This is a genomic window from Paenibacillus borealis (assembly GCF_000758665.1).
GTDB classification, from domain to species: Bacteria; Bacillota; Bacilli; order Paenibacillales; family Paenibacillaceae; genus Paenibacillus_AQ; species Paenibacillus_AQ borealis.
Window position 1 is genome coordinate 2,805,205 of the sequence record NZ_CP009285.1, and the last position, 26,486, is coordinate 2,831,690.

The window sequence follows — 26,486 nt, forward strand, 5'->3', positions numbered from 1 at the left end:
GAAAGTGCCGGATTATAAGCGAAAATTGGAAAGCCGCCTTGGTGCCGCATCTGCCAGGGAGGCTTTTTATTTGTGGTATACATTATTAGAAAATACCAAAACCTGTTACCTTGATTAGCAGTTAACCGTAAATAGGACAGTGTTATACATATTCTACCATGGAGCTGATATTATGCTGCTTAACAACTCATCACTGACAGAGATGATGACAGGTACGGATGAACTAGAGACATCGCTTGGGCATTCCCTTGACCTGCTTATGGAGCGGTTCGGACAGCTTGAGCCGCATATCCGCGCTTTTGTTCCTGAAGCGGATGTTGAACAACGTCTCCGGCGGGAAAAGGATCTGCTGCTGCGTACATACAGCGGAGCCGAAGCCAAACCGGCTTTATTTGGCATTCCTGTTGCTATCAAGGATCTGCTGCATGTGGATGGCCTGCCTACGCGGGCGGGATCGCAGTTATCCGCTGAACTGTTAACCGGTGCAGAGGGATCTCTGGTTACTAAGCTCCGCGCCTTGGGGGCGGTGATTGCCGGGAAGACGGTTACTGAGGAATTTGCTTATAACGGACCGATAGCTACACGGAATCCGCATAATACCGGGCATACTCCCGGCGGGTCAAGCGCAGGTTCAGCGGCTGCGGTTGCTGCGGGGATATGTCCTCTGGCGGTGGGTACACAGACGCTGCGCTCGGTGATCGCCCCTGCCTCCTTCTGTGGTGTAGTCGGATTCAAGCCAAGCTATGGCCGGGTTCCGCTGGATGGAGTACTTCTGTTCTCGCCTTCTTTTGATACGATAGGATTCTTTACGCAAGATTTGCCCGGGATGGAAGCCGCTGCAGCACTGCTTGTTCCGGGCTGGCAGGCGCCTCCTGCTGTAATGAGCCGCAAGCCGGTTCTTGGAATCCCCAGAGGGGTGTACATGGAGTTAATGAGCCCTGAAGTGAAAGCAGCCTTCACCACTCAGATAACAGTGCTCGAACAGCTTGGTTACCGAATCCGTCACGTGGATATGCCCTGGAAGGATGAATTCATCTACGGGGATGCTATGATACGGTTTGTCCAGGGAGAGCTGGCGCGGGAGCATGAGCGTTGGTTCGCGGATCACAGGGAGGAATACGGGCTTCCGGTTCAGGAAGCTATCCTTAGGGGCAAGCAGATTCCGGATGAGGAGCTGGAGCAGTACCGGGGACAGCAGATGATTCTGCGGCGTGATCTGAAGGAACTTATGGTTCAAGAGGGGATTGACCTGTGGGTCTCACCGGCCCAAGGAGGGACGGCGCCCAAGGTTGAGGAGAATAATACCGGCTGGGCAGGGTTGGCGGCAATCTGGGGATTCGCCGGATCGCCGTCAATCAGTCTGCCTGCTGCAACGATCGGGAATATGCCGCTCGGCTTCCAGTGCATCGGCACCCATGGAGAGGACGAGGCGCTGCTGGCATGGGCGCGGGAGCTCTGGCCGCACATAGCCTACAATAGTGCAGAAGCTTAGTTCCCCCCAAAGTGGAGAATTCCGGGTTCAAGCTGACTAGCTTGGATTCAATTTCTCCACTTCAGCATAAGCTTCCAGCAATTTCTCCACAGGGATATCATTAATCCGCAAGCCGGATATTTCACATTGCGAGATGTTCACGCCGGACAGATCGCAGCCGCTGAACTGACTTCCTGCCAGATCACAGCGCTCGAACCGGGCGGGCTTACCGGAAGCACCCAGACTTGTATCATGGAAATGCACACCATCCAGCGCAACCAGCACGATTTCGCTGCCGCTTAATCTGGAGTCGGCAATCAGCGTGCCGGTCAGATTAAGGTTGGTGAACCGGGTCTCGCTCAGGTTGCAGTCCGTAAACAGGCTGCCGTGCAGATTACTGTTGTTGTAGCTGCTCTTTTCGAAATTCATGTTGTAGAAATCCGCGCCTTCCATTGCACAGTTCTCAAACTCCGCTCCAGAGAGCCGCTGATCTTCAAACCGGGTTCCTTGTTCCTTTGCTGCCGGCAGGGACCCGGTGATTTTTTCATATCCGAACTCTCCAGGAGATTCATAGATACGCGTATACCCGGCTTTTTCATAGAAATGGTGGTTGCTCAGCTGTCTGCTGGAGGTTTCCAGCTTCCAAGAACGCATTGCAGGATACTCCCCTTCAAGGAAGGAGAGAATCTTCGAACCATAACCCCGGCCTTGATAGGACGGATCGATGTAAATTTTGTCTACCCGGGCATGTCTGCCTACAATATGTACGTTTGCACCACCAATGATCTGCGGGCCGTCTTAGATTACATAATAATCAGTTTCTCTTATAGCATACCTGTGTTGCTCAATCGAATCATAACCCGGCGGGCGGAGATTGTTGTCCTGCGTGTCTCCCCCCGGCAGCCAGCGCTGCACTTCCCGGTCAAAGGCTGTAGTCATAACAGCGGCCAGCTTAGCGGCATCTTCCGGCACAGCTCTGCGAATAATCATAGCGTTCACTCCAGTCGGATAATAGAATTATCTGTAATCATAACTTAACCTGCAGTGGAATACAGGACAGAAATTGCGGATGCTAAATACATACCCGGGAGGGACCTATGGAAATAAGAAAAGCTGTTGTAGCTGACGCGGCGGTCATTTTGGAGAATAGGCTTGCTTTTATTGAGGAGGTTACGCATGCTGTACTGCCGGCAAATTTCAAGGAAGAGACTTATGCTTATATTCAGGAGAGTCTCGCTAATGGCAGATTGGTCTGTTGTATCGCTATTGAGCAGGACAGCATTATCTCCATAGCAGTCATGAGCACCTATGAAGTTCTGCCCACAGTCGGCAACCCCTCCGGTAAAAAAGGATATCTCTATAATGTGCATACTGCTGCAGCCTACAGGAGACAAGGCTTGTCCACCCGCGTACTCCATACAATAATTGAAGAGGCTGAACGCCTCGGTATAGCTGAAATATTCCTTGATTACACCGCAGACGGGAGAATGCTGTACGAGAAATTAGGGTTCAAGCATTTGGAGAAAGAAATGGTGCTGAAAATACGTGGCTTATTATGATAATGTCCTGCGGGAAAAGGAGAAAGGAGGTTTGGACCCGAGATGACCTGTGGGTGCGGAAATGGTATGAAAAGAACCGGGTCGCCAAGGTTGATTCATACCTGCATGTTTATCTGGAGGGTGCGAAGAGTTCCGAGGAGGACTCACCCCGGAGCTGCCGGACTTATACCCTGTTCAGACGTTTGCCCACTATGTCGGTCACGATCACGAAGCAGTCAAAGGTAAATATAAGAGAGTCCATGAATGCATCTGTTACGAGAAGGATTTGAGATAAGACATAATTGTGTTATAAGTTATAATCCTGCACGAAATACAACATTTCCTCTACAATATCGACCCGAATCCCAAATTGTTGTATAAAATACAGCATTTCCCATCCGTCCAGCAGATTAACGGGGCAATTCTTGTATTTCGTACAACAATTCTCCTAAACTCACAGTTAACTCTGCATTCGAGTTGTAATCCGTACAACATTTAGCAACCTCCCGTTTGACTACGGGCAAAGGACCATTGCTTTGAGGTTAAAAATGCCCTTAAGCGAAAGAAGCAGGCTGCTTCCCTTTCGCTTAAGGGCTGCTTCCTACGCTTAAGGACTGCTTCCGTTTCGCTTAAGGGCTGCTTCTACTTACCGGCAGGCTTAGAGGCGCGGCGCTTCAGGAATCGCACGTCGATCTCCCCGCTGCCGGCAGTGTTTGGCTTAAGGCCAAGGGGAAAAGCATTCCGCTTCAGCAATGCCTTCACCTGGCAGGGGGTCAGGCACGGGCGCAGCTGCAACAGCTGTGCGGCCGCACCTGACACGATCGGGGTGGAGATGCTGGTGCCGGACAGCTTGAAATACTTCTTGCCAACCTTGTTTCCCGGCAGTTCACGGACCAGCTGGGAGCCGGGAGCGCGCAGGGAGATCACAGAATCGCCGGGAGCAACAAGATCAGGCTTCACCTTACCGCCGGGAGCCGGTCCGCGGCTGGAGTAGACAGCGATGCGGTCATCCTTTTGCGTCACCGTCCGGCGGTCATTCACGGCTCCGACAGTGATGGCGGAGGGACTGATTCCGGGCGACTCCACTGTCCGGCGTCCGGGGCCGCTGTTGCCGGCTGCGATGACTACAGTGAGTCCGGCTTTGACGGCTTTCTCGACGGCCTGGACGAGAATGTCGTCCTTGGCTGACGGGCTGACCGGTCCGCCGAAGGACATGGACAGGATGCGCAGCTTCAGCTTTTTGCGCCGGGCAATGCACCATTCGATGGCTTTAATGATGGTGGAGTCGTAACCATCGCCGTTTTTGTCCAGCACCTTGATTCCTACAATCCCGGCCTCCGGTGCCGGGCCCTTGTATTTACCTTTGCTGGACCAGCCGTTCCCTGCGGCATCGCCGGTAATATGGGTGCCATGTCCATTATCATCATACGGACATTTCCGGTGATTAATGTAATCCTTGAAGGCAAGGATCCGGTTCACGGGCCGGGTCAGATCGGGATGCGGATACACACCGGTATCGAGCACGGCGATATTTATTCCTTTGCCGGTAAGTCCTCTTGAACGCTCTACGGCCGTGGCGCCAATGGACGGTGTGGCGATATTTAATGTAGTTTTTTTGATGCCATCGAGATAGACCTTGTGAACCCCGCTCCAGCAGCATACCTGCTTCAGACACTTGAGTGTAACCCGTGAGGCAACTGCGCGATGCAGGGGCAATTGATGTTTAATTGGAAAAGCATGTGTCCCCAGATGCTTCTGCAGAGCCCGGATTCCCGCCGGAGTCAGCGGATGCTTGAACTGTATAATGACCGGGATAGCAGCCGGTTTCACCGTGGATGTATAGGACTTGCGGATCTTGTGCTTCAGCGGACGATTAAGCTTGGCGGCATGATGCTGGACCCATAACTTATCAGTCATTAATGTGATCACCTCTATGGAAGCATAATATGCGGCCGGGTGACCGGTGGGTACGAATCTATAAATATAGGACACTACTACAATTCTATGATTAGTAGGCAATAACGCGTTTCGGTCTGCTTCTGAATTGCATTTACTACTGTATTCCAACAGAAAGTGGTGAAGCAATTGAAAGAATCGGAGAAGAAAGCATTAATGGCAAAACGTCTCCTTATGGCCAAAAAAGCAAAAGCATCGGCGGCAGTAAGACCTAAGAGACGGCGGATCAAACAAGTCTTACCGAATTTCATAGTGCTCGCTGTGAATAATAATAACGTGCCTTATGAAACACAGGGCTGGACGGCTACATTGACCAGAAGCTCAGGCACGGTTATCACCGCACAGTTTGATGAATTCGGCGTTGCCCAATTCAGCACCATCAGCACTCTGACTACTGTGAGCTATACGCTTAGAGTTATCGATGCAGATAATGTGCAGCGCACGCAGAAATTCGTCCCTTCGAACCGTGAATTCTTCGTAGCCCGTTTCTAACAGACCAGCCGCGTCCCGGTTACTCCGGGGCGTGCTGTTTTTCTTATAGCCATAAGCACAAGCTTTCTTATACCATGGAATGGAATGTGAAATTTAGCAATATTGAAGTAATCATACATAGCAGGAGGAAATCACAAATGAGAAGTTATTATATTCCCAATGGCTCATTAGCGCTGCATGTGCTGGAGAGCGGGGAGCGAAGCACAGGACTGCCGTCGCTGTTAGTCGTCGGAGGATTATGGGAGCCGGCGGAGCGGGCGATTCCTCTGCTGAGCTATTTACCCGGGCATGTCGTGGCCTTCAGCTTTCGCGGCCGCGGCTTAAGCTCGACACCGGCTTCAGGGTATGATCTGGAAGATCATATGTCCGATATTGAGGCTGTAGTGAATCATTGCGGGCTCACAAATTATATGGTTCTCGGCTTCTCACGCGGTGCCGCCTATTCACTGGGCTGGAGTCTGCGTCATCAGGAACAGATGAAGGGTCTTATTCTGGTCGATCAGCCGCCGATACACCGTGGGATGTCAGCTGACACTGTGGAGTTCTGGAGCAGCCTTGTCTATCAACAGGTACCGCTTCTGAACTATATCCGCCGGGAAGCTCTGCAGGGAATGGGACATGAAGCGCGGGAAGTGGACTTCTCGGCACAGCTGCCGCAGCTTATCATTCCCGTCACGCTGTTTGCGGGCAGGAATCCGGAATCTATGATCCCCTCGGATATATCAGATGAAGTAATGGAGAAGTACCGCGCATTGCTGCCCTGCTGCACTGTAGTCGAATTCACACAATCCGGGCACATGATTCCGGATGAAGAGCAGCAGAAGTATGTAACTGAGGTTGAGCGATGTATAGCTGAGACAATCCGCTGATACAGATACGATTGGCAGCATGCTGGAGATGTCAACCTTGAACTGGAGTCTTTTTGAAATAATAGATACTATAGAGAACCAGCGGAATGACCAGGAAATTGGCCAGCTGGATATAGAGCAGATAGTCTAACAGCTTGAACATATCGAACAAATCCCTGGAGAACAGATACGAGAATATGATGGTCAGCACGCAGACATAATGCTCCTTGAACCGGATCTTCAGGCCTGACAGCCGGATCAGCTCCATAAGTGCAAAGAAGCAGACGATATAGCGGATGAACCAGCCGGCCACCACCTGGAGCATGACAAACAGCTCACCCGCTTCCAGGAAGCCGAAGGCACTGATAATCTGGGTCTGGGTCAGCTTGGGGAACAGCAGATTGACCGCCCGGTCCGGCCCGAAGGTCGTGATCACACTTATGATCGAGAAGATTTGCATCTGGATAATGAACAGCAGCGCAATAGTTGAATGCCGGATCAGCTTCGATTTGTCCCGTACACTATCGAGGTAAGGGATCATGATGGTGATGCAGCTTAGCGCCCCGAGAATCTTCAGAGTCGCGAGCAGGAAATCCGGGGTTACCCCATGCTCCATAATCGGATAGATATACTTCATATCCTTGTATTTGTGCGTCAGAAAGGCAAGCAGCATGCCGGACAGGCTGATGAAGAAGATCACCACAATCGTTGTAATGGTCACGGAAGCAATCCCTTTTTTGACCACATAGACTGTAGCGAACGCAGTAACCATGATGAACACCCATACCGGAGTGAACAATTGAAAGCCGCTATGGATGACACTGGCCTCGGCCCCCGCGCTTTCAAATATAGTTAATAGGATCGTAAGCAGAAATAGACATGAGAAAAAACCTCCGCCCCACTTGCCGAGTGACTTCGCATAAATATCGAGCAGATTATAATTCTTCGTTCGCTTGTTAATCGTCAGAATCAGCCACAGATACACCAGAATACACACCGAAGCGATAATCATCGCAATCCACGTGTCTCTTCCGCCAAGCTTAATGAACGACGAAGGGAAGGTCTTCAAGGTTACAATAGCCAGACTGCAGATGATGAAAAAAAGATGTTTGGAATTCATACTTCCCACACGCACGCCTTCTCTCGGAGAAATCTAGACTTCATCTCTAGTATTAGCATGAATCTGGAATGTTATTCCGGGATATTGGCATACTACCCTTACCACTTAAGAAGGGCGGGGGAAGATTATGACCGTACAGGCGGGTGAATTGGCCGCTAAACTAAGCGGCTGCTTTGATTTCATCAAGCGGGACATCGTAATGAACCATACGGTGATTACTCTTTTTTACATAGAGACGATCTGTGATTCCAGTTATATCAGTCAATATATTATCGAGCCGCTGTCACAAGCGGAAGGGGATATCACTAGTAAAGAAGCGGTTAGCCGGGCAATCTATGCCTCCAAATTCGGAGAAGTCAGTGATCTTACAGTGGCACTGGAGCATCTTCTGTCCGGAGATCCGGTGCTGATCTTTGAGCAGATGGGGTACGCCATTTATTTTGACGCACGCAAAATTGAATCACGTGCGATCGAGAAGTCGCAATATGAAGCCTCCCTTGTAGGCTCGAACGAAAGCTTCAATGAGCTGCTGGTCAACAACGTCAGCTTAATCCGCAAGCGGATGACCACGGAAACGCTGAAGATCGAGAGCCATTCGCTGGGCAAGCAGTCGAAGACGCAGGTGGTCCTGCTCTATATAGAAGGCACGGCTCCTGAGGATCTTGTGGCAACCGTCCGCCAGAAAATGGAGGCCATGGAGAATGAGTTCGTGCTGGGTGCACAATACATTGCGGAAGCTTTAAGTCCGGGGAAAACATTGTTTGACACCATAGGCTATTCAGAGAAACCGGATGCTATTGTCGCCAAGCTGTTTGAAGGGAGAATATCGGTAATCGTGAACGGGACGCCGTTTGCACTGACTGCGCCCTGCTTCTTCTTTGAGAACCTGCAGTCTCCCGATGATTATGCCACCAACAGGCTGTTTGTAACCCTGCTGCGGCTGGTGCGGTTCGGTTCGGTGTTGATCTCGCTGCTGCTTCCGGGGTTCTATGTTGCTTTGACCACCCACCATTTCTCGCTGATTCCATCGGCGTTTGTATTCAAGCTCGCTGTCTCCCGTTCGGGAGTTCCTTTTCCGACAGTGGTGGAGGTTATTCTGATGTTCCTGTTCTTCGAGCTCTCGCGTGAAGCGGGGAGGCGGCTGCCGCATCAGATTGGACAGGCACTCAGTATTGTAGGCGCTTTGATTCTGGGGGATGCCGCTGTAGGTGCAGGACTTGCTTCCCAGGCGACGGTTGTAGTGACCGGGATCTACGCCATCACGTCATTCATTAATCCCCGGCTGACCTCGGCGGTATCGGTATGGGCAGTGTTCTCCATTATAATGTCCGCTTGCTTCGGCCTGCACGGGTTTTATCTGGGTTTCATTCTTCTCATCGCCCATCTGGCTTCGCTGCGTTCCTGTGATTATCCTTATCTGTTCCCTCTGGGTACCGAGAAATCATTCAAGGCCGCCAATCTGGATGTTCTCGTCCGGGGTCCGCTGAGCAAAGTATCAGGTCCGTTTCTGTACAGAGGCAGGAAATGATGAAGGCGCTCAGCAGACAAATGCTTGTTATTCTGGTGCTGGCGGTGCAATGCCTGCTGTTGTCCTCATGTCTGGGATATAGGGATCTCGACCATATCGTGTTTGTGACCTCGATTCTGATCGATCAGGATGAGGAGAAGAACATTATTATCTATTTTGAGACGCTTAACTCAATCCGCAACTCTTCCAAGGAAGCCAACCAGGAGGAACGGATTGTATACAAGATAGCGACCCAGAATCCGGGTGATGCGCTGAACCGGCTGGAGACCCACACCAGTGCCCCGGTTACTCTGGCCCACAATAAAGTGATCCTGTTCACGGAAAGGTTCGCGGCCAGCGGGCTTGACCAGGCCTTCGAGCTGTTTGACCGGTGGCAGGAATCCAGCGCGCGAACACTTCTTGGGGTTTACACAGGGAGTACGGATACCTTTGTCAGGCCTAACCACGAAGAAGAGGCTATGACCGGCCTGTATCTCTATGACATGCTGGGCAGTAAAGCGTCCGTGACTTCATATGGCGTCAAGCTTAACATTAGGGAATTCATGAATCAGAAGCTGATCGGCGATCATGTGAATTCGATGTCGGTGATGAATGTGTCCAAGGATAAGGATACGGAGGGGCAATATTATCTGGATGGCCTGGCGCTGATTAAGGACTATAAAATGGTAGGCAGAGTGGGCAGTGAAAAGTCAATCTACTTCAACTTTCTGCTGGACAACGAGGTATCGGGCAATATCAACACACAGAATCCCGAAGACCGGACGAAGACAGTGAGTCTTCTGCTGCAGAACAACCGTTATCATTCCAGGCTCGACTATAAAGACGGCATCCTAAGGATGAACATTCTACTCAAGCTGAGCACCGATGTATCAGTGATCCAGGGGAAACTTCAACTGAATGAAGAGAATATCGCAAAGCTGGAACAGTCCATGTCAGCGAAAATCAGAGCGGATTGTCTGGCGCTGTTTCAGGAGTGGAAGGACAAAGGGACCGATATTTTTGACATCCAGGAGAAGTTCGAACGTAAATATCCCAAGCTGGCCGGAAGGAATATCATTGAGAATACTGAGCTTGACGTGAAGGTGCTGGTAGATATTAACGGGACAACTACGCTTAGGGATGCAGAGTAACAGGAGGCTGACGGTAGAGTGAGGCGGACTGCGAAAAGACAATCTGATCTGCCGCCAGCGGAATTATGATTGCTTCGAGCGGTTTCAGTGAGTGCAGCGTTAATTCTGTAACGGAAGCGGAGGAGCTGTTATTGCAGACATGAGGGGCTGCGATAGCAGCTTCTTTTTTGTGATGACAGATTTCATGCCGTAACTGAGCTGTTCAAACTGGACAATGCTTCATTTGTCAAGTGTCAGGGCTGGATTAAGATGAAATGTTGGCTGAATGTACAATCCAATCTGCTTATTTTAGCTATAATGACAATAAACCTGCCATCCACATTTAAAAGCCGGAGCAGACCAGATATAATATGGCCATAGATGTAGGTGATGGACTGTGGAACAGAGTGTGTGATGCAGCCTAAAGATGCCAGCGAAAGGTCTGAGGAATGATGAGCCTGGAAGCCTTGAATGAACGTGTGAAGACCGATCTTTCCTACCTTGCTTATGGCGGCGCGGATTGGGTACGCCCCCTGGAGCATTCCGAAGGCCATGTCTATGATGTAGTCATTGTGGGCGGGGGGCAAAGCGGACTAGGAGCGGCTTTTGGCCTGCTGCGCGAACGGATCTCCAACATTCTGATTATTGATGAGAACAGTGACGGACTGGAGGGTCCTTGGGAAACCTACGCCCGGATGGTGACTCTGCGCACACCGAAGCATTTGACGTCGATCGATTTGGGAATACCCTCTCTTACGTTCCGGTCCTGGTGGGAAGCGCAGAAGGGAGCCGCAGCCTGGGATGAGGTAGGCAAAATTCCGCGGGGCGACTGGATGAATTATCTGCGCTGGTACCGGAAGATTCTGAAACTGCCGGTGATCAATGAGGTGCTGCTTAAGCTGATTGAACCTGGCGAAGATGGTATATACCGTCTGCAGATTACCGGAGCCGGGGCTCCATCAAGACTGCTGCTCGCCCGCAAGGTGGTGCTGGCCACAGGGATTCAGGGCGGTGGAGAGTGGCATGTCCCGCCGATGATTGCTGATCATCTGCCCGGACATCTGTATGCACATACCTCGCAGACGATCGATATTGCCGCCCTGCGCGGCAAGCGGGTAGCGATTCTGGGCGGCGGGGCATCGGCCTTCGATAATGCCAACTTCATCCTTACCGAGGGGGTGGCCGAAGCGCATGTGTTTGTCCGCCGCGAACAGCTGCCGGGCGTCAATCCGATCCGCCAGATGGAGGGTTCGGGCATGATTGAACGGTTTCATGCCCTCGCGGATGAAGACAAATATGCTGTGATCTCGCATTTCTTCCATTACAATCAGCCGCCGACCAATGATACCTTCGCACGCGCGGCGGCCTGGCCCGGCTTCCGGCTGCATCTCGGCTCCCCTTGGCTGAGTGTAGCGGAATCAGGAGAAGGAGCTCTGGTGACTACCCCTAAGGGTGAGTTCAGCTTCGACTTCCTGATTGTCAGCACCGGGCTGCTCAGTGATCCCGCCCTGCGGCCGGAGCTGCAGCAGGTTGAAGCCCATATTGCCCGCTGGAGTGACCGCTACACGGCGCCAGCCGGAGCAGCGAATCCGCTGCTGGATGCGCATCCGTATCTCAGTCCGGGGTTCGCCCTTCAGAGCCGGGATGAGGCAGGCCGCAAGCTGCTGCATGGATTATTCGTCTTCAACTACTCTGCACTGGCCAGCTGCGGGTTGTCGGCATCGGCCATATCCGGTCTCAAGAACGCGATACCGAAGCTTGTCTGCGGTGTGGCGGATCAGCTGTTCATGGATGACCGGGAGCAGATCCTGCAAGCTTATTATGATTACGATGAGGTTGAATTTACCGGCAGTTAAATCATGAAGAGGCTGTGCTGAAAGGTCAGAAACGACCTCCGGCACAGCCTCTTGCGTGGTGCGGGTTCAGAAGATTGAATGGGAGTCTGATGAATGCTGTCTGGCAGCCGGGTCTAGGTTGTGATCCTGGCGTAGACCGCGAAGAACAGCGCCAGCTCGCCCATAATCAGCACATTCGGAACCTGGATGATGATATCCAGTACGTAGAAGCAGACCAAGAGGGCGGTGAGCAGCGCCAGATGCTTAACCCCAAGCCGGTGCTGCTTATGTCTGTAGACATGGAAGACCAGTGTGGTTGAAGCGAAGTAGAGCAGGACTGAGCCGAAGAGCAGGTTCAGCATCAGGTCATAATGAAGCTTATTCAGAAAGAGCAGCTGGATCGATGCGGCAAGCATACATAGCGACAAGTAGATAAACAGATGTCCGTAGATGATGGTCTGTCCGGCCGTTTGAATATGCATGTCAACCTTCTTCTCCAGGTTGTCATAATACTGCCACCACATTGCGATAATCAGCACGAAGGTGAGGGCGGCGAAGCCGACTGATTGACCGGTCCAGGTACTGGACTGCAGTACAGCGAGAATGCTGACTACAGATTCACCTAGCAGGATTAAGGCGAACAGGGAGAAACGCTCCAGCAGATGATGGGTATTGGCAGGAGTCTTCACGAGAATCCGCCGGCCGGTCAGCGGGAGAATAATGTCCAGCGCAATCCCGGCGTACAGCACCGCATACCGCAGCCATGAATCTAAGAACAGGGAGCAGGCCGAGATGACCAGTCCGATCCAGAAGCGTGTTCCCAGATAACGTGCAGTGTTCCGCAGATGGCCGCTTTCTCTGGAATGGGCGTAGTGATACTGGACGGCGGTCATGAGCCGGAGTCCGAGGTAGCCAATCAGAAACGGCAGATAGTTGGCGTCGAAATCCACAGACAGGCTGGCTGTCATAATCAGCACGAAGAACAATTGAATGATCAGAAAAATCCGCTGCGGCACCGTATCCTGTCCATAGCGGTTGACGAAAAGCGTCTGGCCTACCCAGGCCCACCATATCGGGATGAAGATCAGTACGAACTTGCCCAGTGTCTCAAGAGAGAGGGTTTCGTCTTCCACATGCAGCAGCACATGGCTGGCCTTGGAGACCGCAGCAACAAACAGCAAATCATAGAAGAGCTCCAGCCAGGTTACTTTTTTGATAATCAATCTGCAAGTCTCCTTTGCCGTTTGTTTACCGGAGCAGTCCGGTTAACAAGTATAATAAAGGCTCTGGATAGAAGAAGGCAAGACAGCCGGTGAATTTGATGAGGTTAATTCCGGCGGCAATTGACCTGGGCTGCGCTCTCACGGATAATATAGAGGTTCATATTCTTTACAGGATCGGGGTAGAAGCATGTCATATCGTAATATGGAAGAATGTATTATTGACTTGGAGAAGCACGGACATTTAATTCGCATACATGAGGAAGTTGACCCGCATCTGGAGATGGCGGCGATCCATATGAAGGTCTATGAAGCGGGCGGCCCTGCATTGCTGTTCGAGAACGTCAGAGGCTCGAAGTACCGTGCGGTATCGAATCTGTTCGGAACGATCGAGCGCAGCAAATTCATCTTCCGGGATACCTGGCAATCCTCCCAGGATGTTATCGCTTTGCGCAGCAATCCCATGAAGGCGCTCAAGCAGCCTTTCAAATACATCGGAACCGCCCTTGCAGCCAGAAAAGCATTGCCGCTCAAGAAAAGCGGCAGCGTTCCTGCCGGCTTCGAGGAGATCCAGATCTCCGATCTTCCGCAGATCAAGCACTGGCAGGGAGACGGCGGGGCGTTCGTCACGCTGCCGCAGGTATATTCTGAGGATCCGGACAAGCCGGGCATCATGAACTCCAATCTCGGGATGTACCGGATTCAGCTTAGCGGCAATGAGTATGAGATGAACAAAGAGGTTGGCGTGCATTACCAGATTCACCGCGGCATCGGCATTCATCAGTCTCAAGCCAATAAACGCGGCGAGCCGCTGAAAGTGAGCTGCTTCATCGGCGGGCCTCCTGCGCATACGCTCTCGGCGGTGATGCCGCTGCCGGAGGGCTTAAGCGAGATGACCTTTGCCGGGCTGCTGGCCGGACGCCATTTCCGCTACACCTATGTGGACGGATTCTGCATCAGCAGTGATGCCGACTTCGTGATTACCGGAGAGATTCATCCCGGTGAGACGAAGCCGGAGGGACCGTTCGGGGATCATCTGGGCTACTACAGCCTGACTCACCCGTTTCCGGTGATGAGAGTGCATAAGGTCTATGCCAAGCGAGGGGCCATCTTCCCGTTCACGGTCGTCGGCCGTCCGCCGCAGGAAGACACCGCCTTCGGAGAATTGATTCATGAGCTGACGGGCGGGGCGATTCAGTCTGAGGTTCCCGGCGTTAAGGAAGTTCATGCCGTAGATGCTTCCGGTGTGCATCCGCTGCTGTTCGCGATCGGCAGTGAACGGTATACGCCGTATCAGCAGCTTAAGCAGCCGGCGGAGCTTCTTACCATTGCCAACCGGATTCTCGGAACCGGACAGCTTAGTCTGGCGAAATATCTGTTCATCACGGCAGAAGAGGACCGGGCGGTCAGCACGCATGATATTGAAGGGTTCCTGACGTATATCCTGGAGCGGATTAATCTGCACCGCGATATTCACTTCCAGACGAATACAACAATAGATACGCTGGATTACTCAGGCACAGGAATCAACAGCGGGAGTAAAGTAGTCTTCGCTGCGGTAGGCGAGCAGAAGCGGAGCTTGTGTACGGAGGTGCCGGAGATTCTGCAGGCGCAGCAGAGCTGGGGGCCGGCTGCCATGATTATGCCGGGCATTGTGGCGCTGCAGGGCAAGCCGTTCGCGGATTATCAGTCAGCTGCGCAGGAAATCGCCGGCCTGTGTGCCGCCGTTGCGGAGCAGGGCCCGCTTGATTCCTGCCCGATGATCATTCTGTGCGACGACAGCAGGTTCATGTCGGAGCATCTGAACAATTTCCTGTGGGCGACCTTTACACGGAGCAATCCTTCCCATGATATCCATGGGGTGAACAGCAGCGTGGAGCATAAGCACTGGGCCTGCGATAATGTCATTATTGATGCCCGGGTGAAGCCGCATCAGGCGCCGCCGTTAATCCCGGACCCTGAGGTGCAGAAGAATATACAGCGGGTATTTGCCCCCGGAGCCAGCCTGGGCGGTATGCGGAGATAGAATAATTTGATAGATCCGGTCATTCCATTTGTCTCAAGGGAAGGCCAAGAACCCCGCAGTGCGGATCTCTATGTGTTGACTAGAGGGACCCGGCTGCGGGGTTTGCATTTCCTGCCCGGCAGAAGAGCCGGCGGAGAGGAAGATAATGCTTGACCTGGACCGGAATAGGGGTCCTGAAACCCTTACTGCCATTCGGCGTGCTCCGCTTCAATATTCAGCTCGATTACTCCCGAACCAAATCCTGCGCTTAGAATGAATGTTACCCTTCCGCCGCCGGCAGACCGTTCTATTCTCGTCTCAATAATATCATTACTATCAATTACGAAGATGTTTGGATCAGTCTTGTAGGAGGTTACTCCTGTGAAACGCAAAGTTCTGATGAGGTTCTCAGCTTCCTGTTCTTCCTTATAGGCTGATTGCCTCCAGTTAAGCAAATCAATAATCATCAATAATTCTTCCGCCGATTTCTTATAGATTACCTGTTCAATCATACTATCATGCAGGTCAATTCCGGCAAAAAAGTCCGATAAGGTCATCTGATATTCACTCCTAATGTTGCGGAAAGTGGGTGATGTAGTCCCTATCATTATACAGAATAGTTCATTCCCTGTCAGGCAGTGTATAGGTATGCACAGTGCCTTTGCTGCCGTCCAGATAGTTAACGGTGAAGGTGAACACATTGCCCTCACGTCCGGTGAACTTAATATGGTCCTCGGGGAACATATAATCGATCTGCTCCACCTCAAGCTGGCGTTCAGCACTGAGCAGCTCTTTGTACAGCAGGATTTGCTCTCCGGTAGTCCGGTTGACGATTGTCAGGATGGCTGTGTCCAGAGGGCGGACCAGCAGGACATCCTTGTAGACAGCTTCGACATTATAGTAGACATCCTTCGTAACGCTCGCACCCATCAGCTGCGGTAAATCAATCGTTTCACTGACCGCTCCCGTTCCATCCTCAATCAGCCGCAAGGTCTGCCCGTCATTCAATACCAGCTTCCCCTCAGACCACTCGGCGGCTGCGCCGAAAGTGGTGTAGGTATCTGTATGTCCCTGGCGGATGACACTGCCATTCTTCAAAAGATAGGTGTAATACTCGGCATGAACATGCGGTTCGCCGTAAACATTGCTTACCCGCAGTAAAGTCAGGCCGGCAGGTGTACGCTCGAAGGTGAAGTCGGTCACATCCAGACCCCTGCCCAGTGTAGCAAGCTGGTGCTTCGTGTTCTGCTTCGTGGTGAGGTACAACTCACCGCTGTCAAGGGATAAGGAGTATACTCCGCCCTCGAAGGTTTCTGAATAGCTGCGGTACATATGCAGATGATTGATCAGCAGTGTCTTCTTTGCAGGGTCCCACCGGACAGGCCCCCCTTCAAGTGCCGCTGCAATAAATTTAACGGGCACATACAGCTCTTTGTTTGACATATAAGGAGTGCCGCCTAGTGGTACCTTCTGCCCGTCGAGCACACCGGTAGAGCTGCCGAGCTGCACACTGAAGCTTTTATTCCAGCCGCTGAATGTCGCAGTTTTAGCTGTATTGCTCCACAGGATCTCAATTCCGGTAGCTTTCACTAGATTGGCGGGCATATAGGAAACTCCATTCTTGATCTGTGCTTTTCCCGCTGAACTCCCCGATAGACCGCTCTCATTGCTATAGGTAAAGTAGATCTGTACTTCAGAAGCAGACTTGGCGGAAGCCGGGACAGCTGCTGCGCCCGTTGCCATTGCCAGCGCAAGTACGGGGAGGATTAATATTTTCCGGTTAATCTTCATCTTTCCCATCCTTTCAATATAGACGTGATTGCCATGCTCTGGCATTATCCTTCTGTTCCATATAGACGAATATAAGCATGGAAGGTTTCGGTGATTTGTAAAAATATGGACAATGGATGGCGGGTACGCCCATTCCCCTTTGGATATGCTACTATGTTGTTTAGAGCGGTAGAATAGCGTTTTCACCCGAAAAGGAGCGAATCATATGACCAAAGAGCTTTGGCTTAATCTGCCTGTAAAGGATCTGACCCGGTCACGGGAATTCTTCAGTAAGCTGGGATTTACGTTTCATCCGCGGCATGAAGGCAGTGATCAGATGGCCGGTCTGGTCATCGGGGATCAGAAAGTACTGGTGATGCTGGTTCCGGAAGCAACGTTCCGCGGATACACCGGGCAGGAGATCGCTGACACTTCGCAAGGGACAGAAGTTCTCTTCTCTATCAATGCAGCTAGCCGGGAGGAAGTTGATGAACTTGTCCGGAAAGCGGAGGAGGCGGGCGGACATGTTTTTGGCAGGCCGAAGCCAGCGGGCGCAGGCTGGATGTACGGCGCAGGCTTCGCTGATCCCGACGGACACCGCTGGAATGTACTGTATATGGATATGGATCAGATGCCCACCCGCTGAGCTTTTTGGAAATGAAACGATCTTACCAATGTAATAATGTGTATGCATATACTGAATACCGGGGGAAAGAAAGATGGAAAGCCTAGAAACACAGCGGTTAATCTTACGGAGCTTCAGAGCAGAAGACGGGGATGATCTGCATGCCTATCTCTCGCAGGAGGAGGTTGTAAGATTCGAGCCTTACGGCGTATATGACCAGGCTGCAAGTAAGGCTGAGGCTGAGCGGCGGGCAACCGATCACGCCTTCTGGGCCGTATGTCTGAAGGACAGCGGCAGACTGATCGGGAACTTGTATTTCCAGCAACAGAACCCGCCGCAGTTTCAGACCTGGGAGCTGGGCTATGTGTTCAACAGTAACTATCAAGGAAAAGGCTATGCGGCAGAGGCTTGCCGTGAGCTGCTGGCGTACGGCTTCGGCACGCTTGGAATCAGACGCGTGACCGCGCATTGTGATCCGGATAATCATCCGTCATGGCGGCTGCTGGAGCGGCTGAAGCTGCGCCGGGAGGGGCATTTGCTGCAGACAGGTTATTTCAAGCATGATGAACAAGGCAACCCGGGATGGCATGATACTTATGCCTATGGTGTGCTTGGGAGCGAGTGGATGAGTATGAACACCAGGGATGATGTTAACAGTAGATCGCTGTGAGGCTAGCGGAATACGTTCATTCCCTATACTAGATTCGTTTCCGGCAGAATGTAGACTATTGAGTAAACACTATTAGCATGAATGTTGTACGTTGTACAGCTTTGATCCCTGAATATCTGGGTGTTCGGGAGGATTGTTGTAGGAAATACAACAATCCTCCCGGTTATCCGCTAAACTGAGGCGAAATGCTGCATTTTCTGCAACAATATCGGTTTTTGGACTGGTATAGTGAGGTGAATGTTGTATTATGTGCAGGATTATATAAAATCATCGAAGCTAACTCTAAAGCTCTATAGCTCTCTATAGCCCCACTGTGTGGGGCTATTTTGCGTAATCGGCAGCGGCTTTACATTCAGTTTATGTAAATCTTCAAGTGAGCAAATACTCGTCTCCTATAGTAGTTAAAAAAGTAGTTAAAAATTAAACTATAGAGTACAGGAGTGACATTCACTTGAATTCAACCAGTAAAGCCATCCTTTCTCTTCTCCTCGCCGCAGAGCTTGCGGCCGGATCCGCATGGGGCGCAGGCCCGGTAGCCGCCGTCCCTTCGATACAGCCAGGCACTCCGTATAACGCTGCCGGCAGCTATGATGTAGCCGTTCCGCACATTGTCGTCAACCAGATTTACGGCGGCGGTGATGCCGAAACTACAGAGGGCTACTTCTCCAAAGGCTTCATTGAGCTATATAATCCTACAGATACGGATGTGGATCTGAGCGGCTGGTCGGTGCAGTATTCTGATCCCGGCATGAACGGTGCCTGGAGCAGGCTTGCACTGACCGGTATCATTAAAGCACATTCTTCCTACCTTATTACGGATGGTAAAGTGAATCCCGTCTATCAAAGTGATCTCAGCGGCAAGGGCGATCAGAGCTGGGATGAACTTCTTTTTAATAATAAAGGCATGAAGGTGGTCCTTCTCAGCAGTTCCGCCCTGCTGGAGAACACAAATCCGTTCCTGGACAAGTCACCGGCTTACGTAGATATGATCGGTACAGCAGGCAATGACAACGGTTCTACGATCGATGGCTATGAGACGGATTATCCGACCGGCAAAACCGGCGGCACCTCCAAGCAAAAGTCAGTGCGCCGCACGGATTATGCGGATACCGACAACAATAAAGCAGATCTTGCCCAAATTTCCTTCGCTGATCTTGATGGGGCGGCAATGAACCGGATGAAGCCGCATAACAGTTCCGATGGCGCGTGGGGGATAACGGTTCCCGCCCTGGGCATAGCGACCGCTTCATTGCCTCAGGCGACTGCAGGGGCGCCCTATTCCGTATCGCTCTCGGTATATGGCGGAACACAGCCGTATTCCTACACGGCAGCGGGGCTGCCTGACGGGCTGAGCATAGACTCGGTATCCGGTACAGTCAGCGGCATTCCGCTGAAAGCCGGAACAACGACGGCCAGTTTCTCAGTGTACGACAGCACTTCTCCTTCCATCAAAGCTGAAGCCATTCTCCCGCTGACAGTCAAACCGGAGGCTGCTCCGCTCACTGAGGATGTAATCAGCATCACCAAAATTGGCGGGTATGCGGTCGGTACGACCAGCGAGGACGGCGGTGTTGCCGAGATCATCAAGTACAACCGGGATAACGGGAAGTTCTACCTTGTCAACGGCTCGACACATCCGGCATCGGTGGACATCGTGAATCTGAAGGATGGTATCCATCCGGAGAAGGAAACAAGCATCAATGTGGAGCAGCTGTCGGAAACCGGGGGCTTCAGCTACGGTGACTTGACGAGTGTCGACATCAACACGGCGACCAAGCGGATTGCTGTTGCCGTGCAGGAAGAAGATGCGCTGAAGAACGGTAAAGTGCTCGTGTTGGATTATGACGGCAAGCTGATTGAAGAATATGAAACCGGCGTCCAGCCGGATATGCTCAAATATACGGAAGACGGCCGTTATATTCTTACGGCAGACGAGGCTGAACCCCGCACACTTGCGGGTGATCCCGAAGGCAGTGTAACGATCATCAATACGGCTTCCAAAGCAGTGAACCTGTTGAAATTCGATAATCCAGCCGTAATTGATGACCTTGTACACATCCGTGGTGCAGTTGATCCTAAGACCAGGCTAATTACCGGGAAAGGAAGCAAGGAGGATGCCGTACGCGATCTGGAGCCGGAGTTCATCGAGCTGTCCGAGGATCAGACAACGGCGTATGTCTCGCTTCAGGAGAATAACGCGATTGCTGCGGTTGATGTTGTTTCCGGGAAGCTGTTATGGGTCAAGGGCCTTGGATTCAAGGATTTAAGCAAGCCGGAGAATAAGCTTGATTTGTTAAATGACAGCACGATCCATCTGGAGAATGTGCCGTTTAAAGGGGTTTACATGCCGGATGGAATCAGCCAATACACCGTAAACGGCAAAACCTATTTGTTCACAGCCAACGAAGGGGATGCCACGGAATGGGACAGCAAGGAAAATGTGACCAAGATCAGCAAAGTGAAAGGTCTGCTTAACCCGGATTCTGCTGCGGCGAAGTTCCTGAACGGCACCACTAAATATGACGGGGTAGAAGTAATGTCGGATATGGGGAAGGATGATATCTACCTGTACGGAGGCCGTTCTTTCTCAGTATGGGATGCGGCGGACATGACGCAGGTTTACGACAGCGGCAGCGATTTTGAACAGATTACAGCTGAACGTCTGCCCGACTATTTCAACGCAAGCAACAGCAACACGACACTTGACAGCCGCAGCTCCAAAAAAGGGCCGGAACCTGAATATGTCAAGGTAGGCAAGGTGGGGAAAAGGGCGCTGGCCTTCACCGGCCTGGAGCGCATCGGCGGTCTGATGACCTATGATGTAACCAATCCCGGGCAGCCGCAGTTTGTGAATTACATCAATTCCCGCGAATTCACGCCTAAGAATAATCTGGAGACCGACACCGGGCCGGAAGGGATCGAATTCATCCCGGCACCGGCCAGTCCGACCGGACTGCCGCTCGTGCTGGTCGCTAATGAGGTCGGGGGAACGGTTGCCGTCTATCAGCTGAATGTGACGAAAATTTCACTGGATCATTCCTCGGTTTCCCTGAAAGCCGGGGGAACGACGGCAGTGCTTAAAGCGACCGTGGAAGCCGGCGGAGGAACGGAGGGCACGCTCAGCTGGAGTTCATCCAATCCCGCTATAGCTTCTGTCGACCAGAACGGGAAAATCACACCGCATGCAGCGGGAACAGCTGTTGTCTCGGTGTACAGTGCGGACGGCTACGGTGTAGCCGAATCGCAGGTAACGGTTGCGGCTGCCGATCCGGTTGTCAGCGTACCTGGTGCGGGTTCTTCCGGCGGCGGGTCCTCACCGGCAGCAGGGGCTGCAACTGCAACTGCAACTGCTGCAGTTACCATAGAAGGCGGCAAAGCTGTCATGGAACTGAAGGGACAAGCAGATGCAGAAGGGAAACTCAGCCTTGCGGTAACCGCAGATGAAGTGGCAGCGGCACTTGAGACATTGAAGACTTCAAGCACCAGGGAGCTTGTATTGCGTATCGCTTCGGATCGTGCTGCCGGAGAGGTATTGCTGAAGATTCCAGCCGCAGCATGGGCTCAAATGGCCGGCAGTCCGCTGGAGGCAGTGAGCGTGACCGGAGGGCTGGGTACAGTTACATTCGACCGGGCTGCATTCTCCGCCATTCACACGGCGGCAGGCAATGAAGATGTCAGCCTGACCATCGCCAAAGCCGATATCGGCAGTACCTTGGCCGGTCAGGGAGCAGGTTCAGGCAGCATTATTGGCAGCCGCCCGGTGCTAATCCTCACGGTTCAGGCCGGAACGCAGATTCTTTCAAGCTTCGGCGGAGGTAATGTGGATGTAAGCATCCCTTATATACTGACGTCCGGCGAAGACCCCAATGCGGTTGCTGCCTATCAGGTGAGCGCAGGCGGAGAGCTGGTTGTCCTTCCGGGCAGCAGCTATGATCCGGGGAACGGCCTGCTCTCCTTCCGCACGAATCATTTCTCGGTGTACGCGGTTGGCTACAATAAGCTTGTGTTTGCGGATACGGGAAGCAGTTACGCCAAGGACTCCATTACGTATCTTGCGGCACGCGGCATTGTTACCGGGGTCTCCGCCGAGAACTTTGGCCTGAAAGACAAGCTGAGCCGCGGCGATGCCGCGCTGCTCCTGGCCCGTCTGGCCGGGGCAGAGCTGAATTCCTCAGCTGCCGGAAGCTTTACGGATGTGAAGCCGGGGGACTATTATGCTGCCGCTGTGGACTGGGCGAATCAGAGCGGAATTGTCCAAGGAACGGGAGACGGAAGATTTGAGCCCAAGGCACCGGTCTCACGCGAGCAGCTCGCCGTAATGATGATCCGTCTGTCAGATTCATTAAAGTGGAGTCTGCCCGCAAACGGCGGCTCAGCGGCCTTTGCAGATCAGCAGATGATTAGCCCTTATGCAGTGGAAGCCGCAGCTGCTGCAGTGCAGGCCGGCATTCTTTCCGGTCAGGCGAGCGCTGACGGCAGTGTCAGCTTCGCACCGAAGGCAGCCGCTACACGTGAGGAAACGGCGCATCTGTTAGCCAAACTGCTCAAAGCAGTGCAGTAATAAACCGTATTAAATGATTCTGAGGGGTGTTCAGAGGCCATGAAGTGGCCTCTGAACACCCCTCATTTTGTGAGCAGGATCAAGGCGGGCTAGAATCCACACAGTCAATGAACATTTGTGCTTTAGTTTACAATTTTTACAACCTTTTACCGGGGCTTGCCCTTCTCCTGATGCTGCGCTGACATCCAGGCTCTACACTGGCAGAGGTGGCAAGAAGGCAGGGCAGACTTAACAGACCCTAAGAATCAGACTTTAGGAGGTTTCTGAATTGAGTAAGCTTGAGAACACTTTACCTCTTCCCGCAAGAGGGGAGAAGACAATCGCGGTGAGGGCCCGCCGCTCTTCCAAGCGAAGCAGCCTGCAGCTGAGGGAGAATGTGCTGGCGTATACTCTCCTGTCGCCTTCGCTGATCTTATTCGGCGTGTTCCTGTTCTATCCGCTGTTGAAATCGGTCTACTTGAGCCTGCATAGCACCGATCCGGCCGGCAGAATTGCCGCTTATGTCGGCTTCGATAATTACACCGCGCTGTTCGCCTCCGGCCAGTTTCTGGACGGCATCCGGGTTACTGCGCTGTTCGCGCTGCTGACGGTTCCGACCGGCATGCTGCTGGCGCTTGTGCTCGCTGCACTCACTCAGCACAGGCTGCGCGGCAAGCGGCTGTTCCAGTTCGCCTTCTCCTTGCCCATGGTGCTCTCCGTCGGTTCGGCGGCAGTCATCTGGAAGTTCCTGTTCCACCCGACACTCGGAATGCTGAATTATATGCTCGGGCTGGCCGGACTCCCTCCGGTAGCCTGGCTTGTCAACCCGGACTCCGCGCTGCTCTCCGTATCCCTGATGACCGTCTGGATGAATCTGGGCTTCAATTACATTATCCTCTCCAGCGGACTGCAGGGGATTTCAGAAGAAATCTATGAGAGTGCTAGAATGGATGGTGCCGGGGCCATAACGGTTTTTCGCAAAATAACACTTCCGCTGCTGTCACCTACCTTGTTCTTCGTGCTGGTCGTTTCGATCATCGGTGCTTTCCAGGCCTTCGGACAGATTAATATTCTGACCTCCGGCGGTCCGATGAACAGCACGAATGTATTCGTCTATTCCATATACCGGGAGGCGTTCGTGAACTTCCGCTTCGGAACCGGCAGCGCCCAGGCGCTGATGCTGTTCCTGGTCATTATGATCCTGACCCTGATCCAGTTCAAATGGGTAGAGAAGAAGGTGCATTACCAATGATCAGGTCCAGAACAGCACAAATGCTGCTGTATGCCGGCTTGACGCTGGCAGCACTGCTCGTACTGTATCCCGTGGTGTACAGCCTGTTTATGGCTGTGATGAGCCCGGCCGAAGCGAGCGCTTATCCGCCGTCCATCGTCCCGCATTCGTTTCACCCGGAGAATTTCCGCGAAGTGTTCAATATGATTCCGGTCGCAACTTTCATCGGCAACACATTTCTGGTATCGGCGATTGTCATGGCGGGTCAGCTGGTTACGGCCAGCCTGGCGGCGTACGCTTTTGCGCAGATGAATTTCAAAGGCAAGCCGCTGATCTTCAGCCTGTTCGTGGCTACCATGATGGTTCCCTGGGAAGTGACGATGATTCCGAATTATTTGACGGTGCGCGGGCTGGATTGGCTGGATACGTACCAGGGGCTTACGGTTCCTTTTCTGGCGACGGCGTTCGGCACCTTTCTGCTGCGCCAGTTCTTCCTGCAGCTCCCGAAGGAGCTGTTCGAAGCCGCACGGATCGACGGCTGCGGCCATATCCGCTACTTCCTGTTCCATATGCTGCCGCTCTCAAGACCGGCACTGGGCACCTTGGCTGTGTATTCTTTTCTGAACATGTACAACTCGTATCTCTGGCCGCTGCTTATCACGAACAGCAAGCCGATGCGGACGGTGCAGATTGGTATCTCTATGCTGGAGTTCCAGGAATCCACCTCATGGAATCTGGTGTTTGCCGGGATCACTCTGGCGATCCTTCCTTCGCTCCTGCTGCTCGTATTCGGTCTGAAACAGCTTGTCCGGGGGATGGCGGCAGGTGCGCTCAAGGGATAACAGCAAGCCGCAACAGGGTTAACAGGTAAAGCAAGTCAGCTGCTCCGGCAGATGATGAATACGTATATATCGCTTCTGGACCAATCTAATTACAAATTACAGGGGAAAAGGGAGAGATCATTCCATGACAACGTTCAACTTCAAACGGGGATTCACACTGCTGTCCGTTAGCTTAATGCTGGCACTGGCCGGCTGCGGCAACAATTCAAATGCAGGCAATGCCGGAACTCCGGCTGCGGGCAACGCAACGAAGGCAGGCAGTGGTGAGGTGGTAAGTGCCGCGGCAGCTCCGGTCAAAATCACCTGGTGGCATTCGATGTCCGGTGCCGGGGAGAAAGCGATCAACGCCATCGTTGCCGCGTACAATGCCAGCCAGACAGCTGTCCAGGTTGAAGCGGTGTATCAGGGGAAATATGATGAGAGTCTCAATAAGCTCAAGGCTTCCATCGGTTCAAACAGCGGCCCGGATCTGATCCAGGTCTATGAAATCGGCAGCAAATTCATGATTGATTCCAAGCTGATCACGCCGGTCCAGCAGTTTATCGACAAGGATCAATTCGATCTGACCGGACTTGAACCGAATATTATCCGCTATTACACCATTGATGATAAGCTGAATGCCATGCCTTTTAATACATCCAATCCAATCCTCTACTACAATAAGGATGCTTTCACGGCTGCGGGACTGGATGCGGAGAATCCGCCGAAGACTTATGAAGAGTTCGAGGCAGCAGCCAAAGCTCTGAGCAAAGACGGGAAGCCCGGAGCGGCCATTGCGATCTACGGCTGGTTCATGGAGCAGCTGTTCGCCAATCAGAACGCCGATTATGTGAATAACGGCAACGGACGCGATTCCGCGGCTACGGAATCCCTGCTCGCTTCGGATGCCGGTGTAAGCACACTGGAATGGTGGAAGAAGATGGTCGACGACGGCGTAGTTGCCAATCTCGGCCGGGATACGGATGATACGGATAGTGCTTTTGCAGCCGGTCAGGTGGCGATGACACTGAACTCTACGGCATCGCTGCGCAATATGGTGGAAGCGGCAGGCGGTAAATTCGAAGTGGGTACAGGATTCCTGCCGAAACCTGCATCAGCGAAGGAAGGCGGAGTTATTGTCGGCGGAGCCAGCCTGTATATTATGAACAGCAAGCCGGAAGAGCAGCAGCAGGCGGCCTGGGACTTCATCAAGTATGTGGCATCACCGGAGGTGCAGGCACAGTGGAGCGTAAGCACCGGATATTTCCCGATCAATAAAGCGGCTTACGATCAGCAGGTGCTCAAGGACAATATGGTGAAATATCCGCAATTCCAGACGGCTGTGGACCAGCTTCATGCATCCAGCGCGTCAACTGCAACATCAGGCGCGGTAATGGGCGTCTTCCCGGAAGCCCGCCAGATTGTTGAAGGTGCGGTTGAAGAAGCGCTGAACGGCCAGAAAACGCCGAAGCAAGCTCTGGAGGATGCCGGCAAGCAGATTACGGAGAAGATCGGGCAATACAATGATACGGTGAAATAAATAGTAAGAAGCACCACACGCAGCTTTTGGCCAATTGCATATTAAAAGGGTGTCCTAAGCCAGTCTATTCAGTGGCCTCTGGACACCCTTTTCCTATATAGGGAGCAGTTAGATGCATCATGGAAAAATCCGGAGCTTCGGGATAAGCTACAAGGGACGCATAAGGA

21 protein-coding genes are annotated in these 26,486 nt (G+C 52.5%); 14 read left to right on the plus strand and 7 right to left on the minus strand.

Annotated elements, in window-relative coordinates:
- Positions 1-172: 172 nt before the first annotated feature.
- Positions 173-1,492, plus strand: coding sequence for an amidase (locus tag PBOR_RS11630; protein WP_052429433.1), 1,320 nt, complete (start codon positions 173-175; stop codon positions 1,490-1,492).
- A gap of 36 nt (positions 1,493-1,528) precedes the next feature.
- Here the strand turns inward: PBOR_RS11630 and PBOR_RS35405 are convergent, their stop codons facing one another.
- Together PBOR_RS35405 and PBOR_RS35410 are read right to left on the minus strand one after the other, a co-directional pair.
- Entirely contained in the window at positions 1,529-2,257 is a 729-nt protein-coding gene (locus PBOR_RS35405; RefSeq protein WP_342671125.1) for a GNAT family N-acetyltransferase, read from the minus strand.
- 12 nt (positions 2,258-2,269) lie between these two features.
- On the minus strand, positions 2,270-2,461 hold the full coding sequence (locus tag PBOR_RS35410) for a hypothetical protein (protein WP_052429435.1): 192 nt from the start codon (positions 2,459-2,461) through the stop codon (positions 2,270-2,272).
- A gap of 107 nt (positions 2,462-2,568) precedes the next feature.
- Between PBOR_RS35410 and PBOR_RS11640 the strand changes: the two genes are divergently transcribed.
- On the plus strand, positions 2,569-3,030 hold the full coding sequence (locus PBOR_RS11640) for a GNAT family N-acetyltransferase (RefSeq protein WP_042211808.1): 462 nt from the start codon (positions 2,569-2,571) through the stop codon (positions 3,028-3,030).
- 621 nt (positions 3,031-3,651) lie between these two features.
- Here PBOR_RS11640 and PBOR_RS11650 read toward each other — a convergent pair.
- Positions 3,652-4,926, minus strand: a complete 1,275-nt coding sequence (locus PBOR_RS11650; RefSeq protein WP_042211809.1) for a S8 family peptidase — start codon at positions 4,924-4,926, stop codon at positions 3,652-3,654.
- A gap of 195 nt (positions 4,927-5,121) precedes the next feature.
- On the opposite strand from PBOR_RS11650, the gene PBOR_RS11655 reads away from it, so the two are divergent.
- Together PBOR_RS11655 and PBOR_RS11660 are read left to right on the plus strand one after the other, a co-directional pair.
- The gene (locus PBOR_RS11655; protein WP_042219274.1) at positions 5,122-5,457 is read left to right on the plus strand and encodes a hypothetical protein; all 336 of its coding nucleotides are present in this window, start codon (positions 5,122-5,124) and stop codon (positions 5,455-5,457) included.
- A 137-nt stretch (positions 5,458-5,594) separates the two neighbouring features.
- Positions 5,595-6,326 carry an alpha/beta fold hydrolase gene (locus tag PBOR_RS11660; protein ID WP_042211810.1) on the plus strand — a complete coding sequence of 244 codons (732 nt, stop codon included), beginning with the start codon at positions 5,595-5,597 and terminating at the stop codon, positions 6,324-6,326.
- A gap of 31 nt (positions 6,327-6,357) precedes the next feature.
- On the opposite strand, the gene PBOR_RS11665 is transcribed toward PBOR_RS11660, so the two are convergent.
- Positions 6,358-7,425 carry a GerAB/ArcD/ProY family transporter gene (locus tag PBOR_RS11665; RefSeq protein WP_042219275.1) on the minus strand — a complete coding sequence of 356 codons (1,068 nt, stop codon included), beginning with the start codon at positions 7,423-7,425 and terminating at the stop codon, positions 6,358-6,360.
- A 127-nt stretch (positions 7,426-7,552) separates the two neighbouring features.
- On the opposite strand from PBOR_RS11665, the gene PBOR_RS11670 reads away from it, so the two are divergent.
- The 3 genes from PBOR_RS11670 to PBOR_RS11680 all read left to right on the plus strand — a co-directional run bounded on the left by PBOR_RS11670 (position 7,553) and on the right by PBOR_RS11680 (position 11,918).
- On the plus strand, positions 7,553-8,953 hold the full coding sequence (locus PBOR_RS11670) for a spore germination protein (protein WP_052429439.1): 1,401 nt from the start codon (positions 7,553-7,555) through the stop codon (positions 8,951-8,953).
- Positions 8,950-10,083 (plus strand): Ger(x)C family spore germination protein, encoded by a 1,134-nt coding sequence (locus PBOR_RS11675; protein WP_042211811.1) that lies wholly within the window; start codon positions 8,950-8,952, stop codon positions 10,081-10,083. Before PBOR_RS11670 ends, PBOR_RS11675 begins: the two co-directional genes overlap by 4 nt.
- 431 nt (positions 10,084-10,514) lie before the next feature.
- A complete protein-coding gene (locus PBOR_RS11680) occupies positions 10,515-11,918 on the plus strand; it encodes an FAD/NAD(P)-binding protein (protein ID WP_042219277.1) in 1,404 nt (467 codons plus the stop codon).
- Between the two features lie 113 nt (positions 11,919-12,031).
- Here PBOR_RS11680 and PBOR_RS11685 read toward each other — a convergent pair whose 3' ends face one another.
- Positions 12,032-13,120 carry a low temperature requirement protein A gene (locus PBOR_RS11685; RefSeq protein WP_042211812.1) on the minus strand — a complete coding sequence of 363 codons (1,089 nt, stop codon included), beginning with the start codon at positions 13,118-13,120 and terminating at the stop codon, positions 12,032-12,034.
- Between the two features lie 187 nt (positions 13,121-13,307).
- Between PBOR_RS11685 and PBOR_RS11690 the strand changes: the two genes are divergently transcribed.
- Positions 13,308-15,143 carry a UbiD family decarboxylase gene (locus PBOR_RS11690; protein WP_042211813.1) on the plus strand — a complete coding sequence of 612 codons (1,836 nt, stop codon included), beginning with the start codon at positions 13,308-13,310 and terminating at the stop codon, positions 15,141-15,143.
- Positions 15,144-15,325: 182 nt separating this feature from the next.
- Here PBOR_RS11690 and PBOR_RS11695 read toward each other — a convergent pair whose 3' ends face one another.
- Both PBOR_RS11695 and PBOR_RS11700 read right to left on the minus strand, forming a co-directional pair.
- Positions 15,326-15,679 carry a hypothetical protein gene (locus PBOR_RS11695; protein WP_042211814.1) on the minus strand — a complete coding sequence of 118 codons (354 nt, stop codon included), beginning with the start codon at positions 15,677-15,679 and terminating at the stop codon, positions 15,326-15,328.
- Between the two features lie 64 nt (positions 15,680-15,743).
- Positions 15,744-16,913 carry a copper amine oxidase N-terminal domain-containing protein gene (locus PBOR_RS11700; protein ID WP_245648135.1) on the minus strand — a complete coding sequence of 390 codons (1,170 nt, stop codon included), beginning with the start codon at positions 16,911-16,913 and terminating at the stop codon, positions 15,744-15,746.
- 205 nt (positions 16,914-17,118) lie between these two features.
- Here PBOR_RS11700 and PBOR_RS11705 point away from each other — a divergent pair, with 205 nt between their 5' ends.
- From PBOR_RS11705 to PBOR_RS11730, 6 genes are all read left to right on the plus strand, one after another.
- Entirely contained in the window at positions 17,119-17,538 is a 420-nt protein-coding gene (locus PBOR_RS11705) for a VOC family protein (RefSeq protein WP_042211815.1), read from the plus strand.
- A 73-nt stretch (positions 17,539-17,611) separates the two neighbouring features.
- Positions 17,612-18,187, plus strand: a complete 576-nt coding sequence (locus tag PBOR_RS11710; protein WP_042211816.1) for a GNAT family N-acetyltransferase — start codon at positions 17,612-17,614, stop codon at positions 18,185-18,187.
- A gap of 451 nt (positions 18,188-18,638) precedes the next feature.
- A complete protein-coding gene (locus PBOR_RS11715; protein ID WP_042211817.1) occupies positions 18,639-22,748 on the plus strand; it encodes a choice-of-anchor I family protein in 4,110 nt (1,369 codons plus the stop codon).
- 319 nt (positions 22,749-23,067) lie between these two features.
- The gene (locus PBOR_RS11720) at positions 23,068-23,979 is read left to right on the plus strand and encodes a carbohydrate ABC transporter permease (RefSeq protein WP_245648251.1); all 912 of its coding nucleotides are present in this window, start codon (positions 23,068-23,070) and stop codon (positions 23,977-23,979) included.
- Entirely contained in the window at positions 23,976-24,800 is an 825-nt protein-coding gene (locus tag PBOR_RS11725) for a carbohydrate ABC transporter permease (RefSeq protein WP_042211819.1), read from the plus strand. Before PBOR_RS11720 ends, PBOR_RS11725 begins: the two co-directional genes overlap by 4 nt.
- 124 nt (positions 24,801-24,924) lie before the next feature.
- A complete protein-coding gene (locus tag PBOR_RS11730; RefSeq protein WP_042211820.1) occupies positions 24,925-26,319 on the plus strand; it encodes an ABC transporter substrate-binding protein in 1,395 nt (464 codons plus the stop codon).
- The last annotated feature ends 167 nt before the right edge of the window (positions 26,320-26,486 follow it).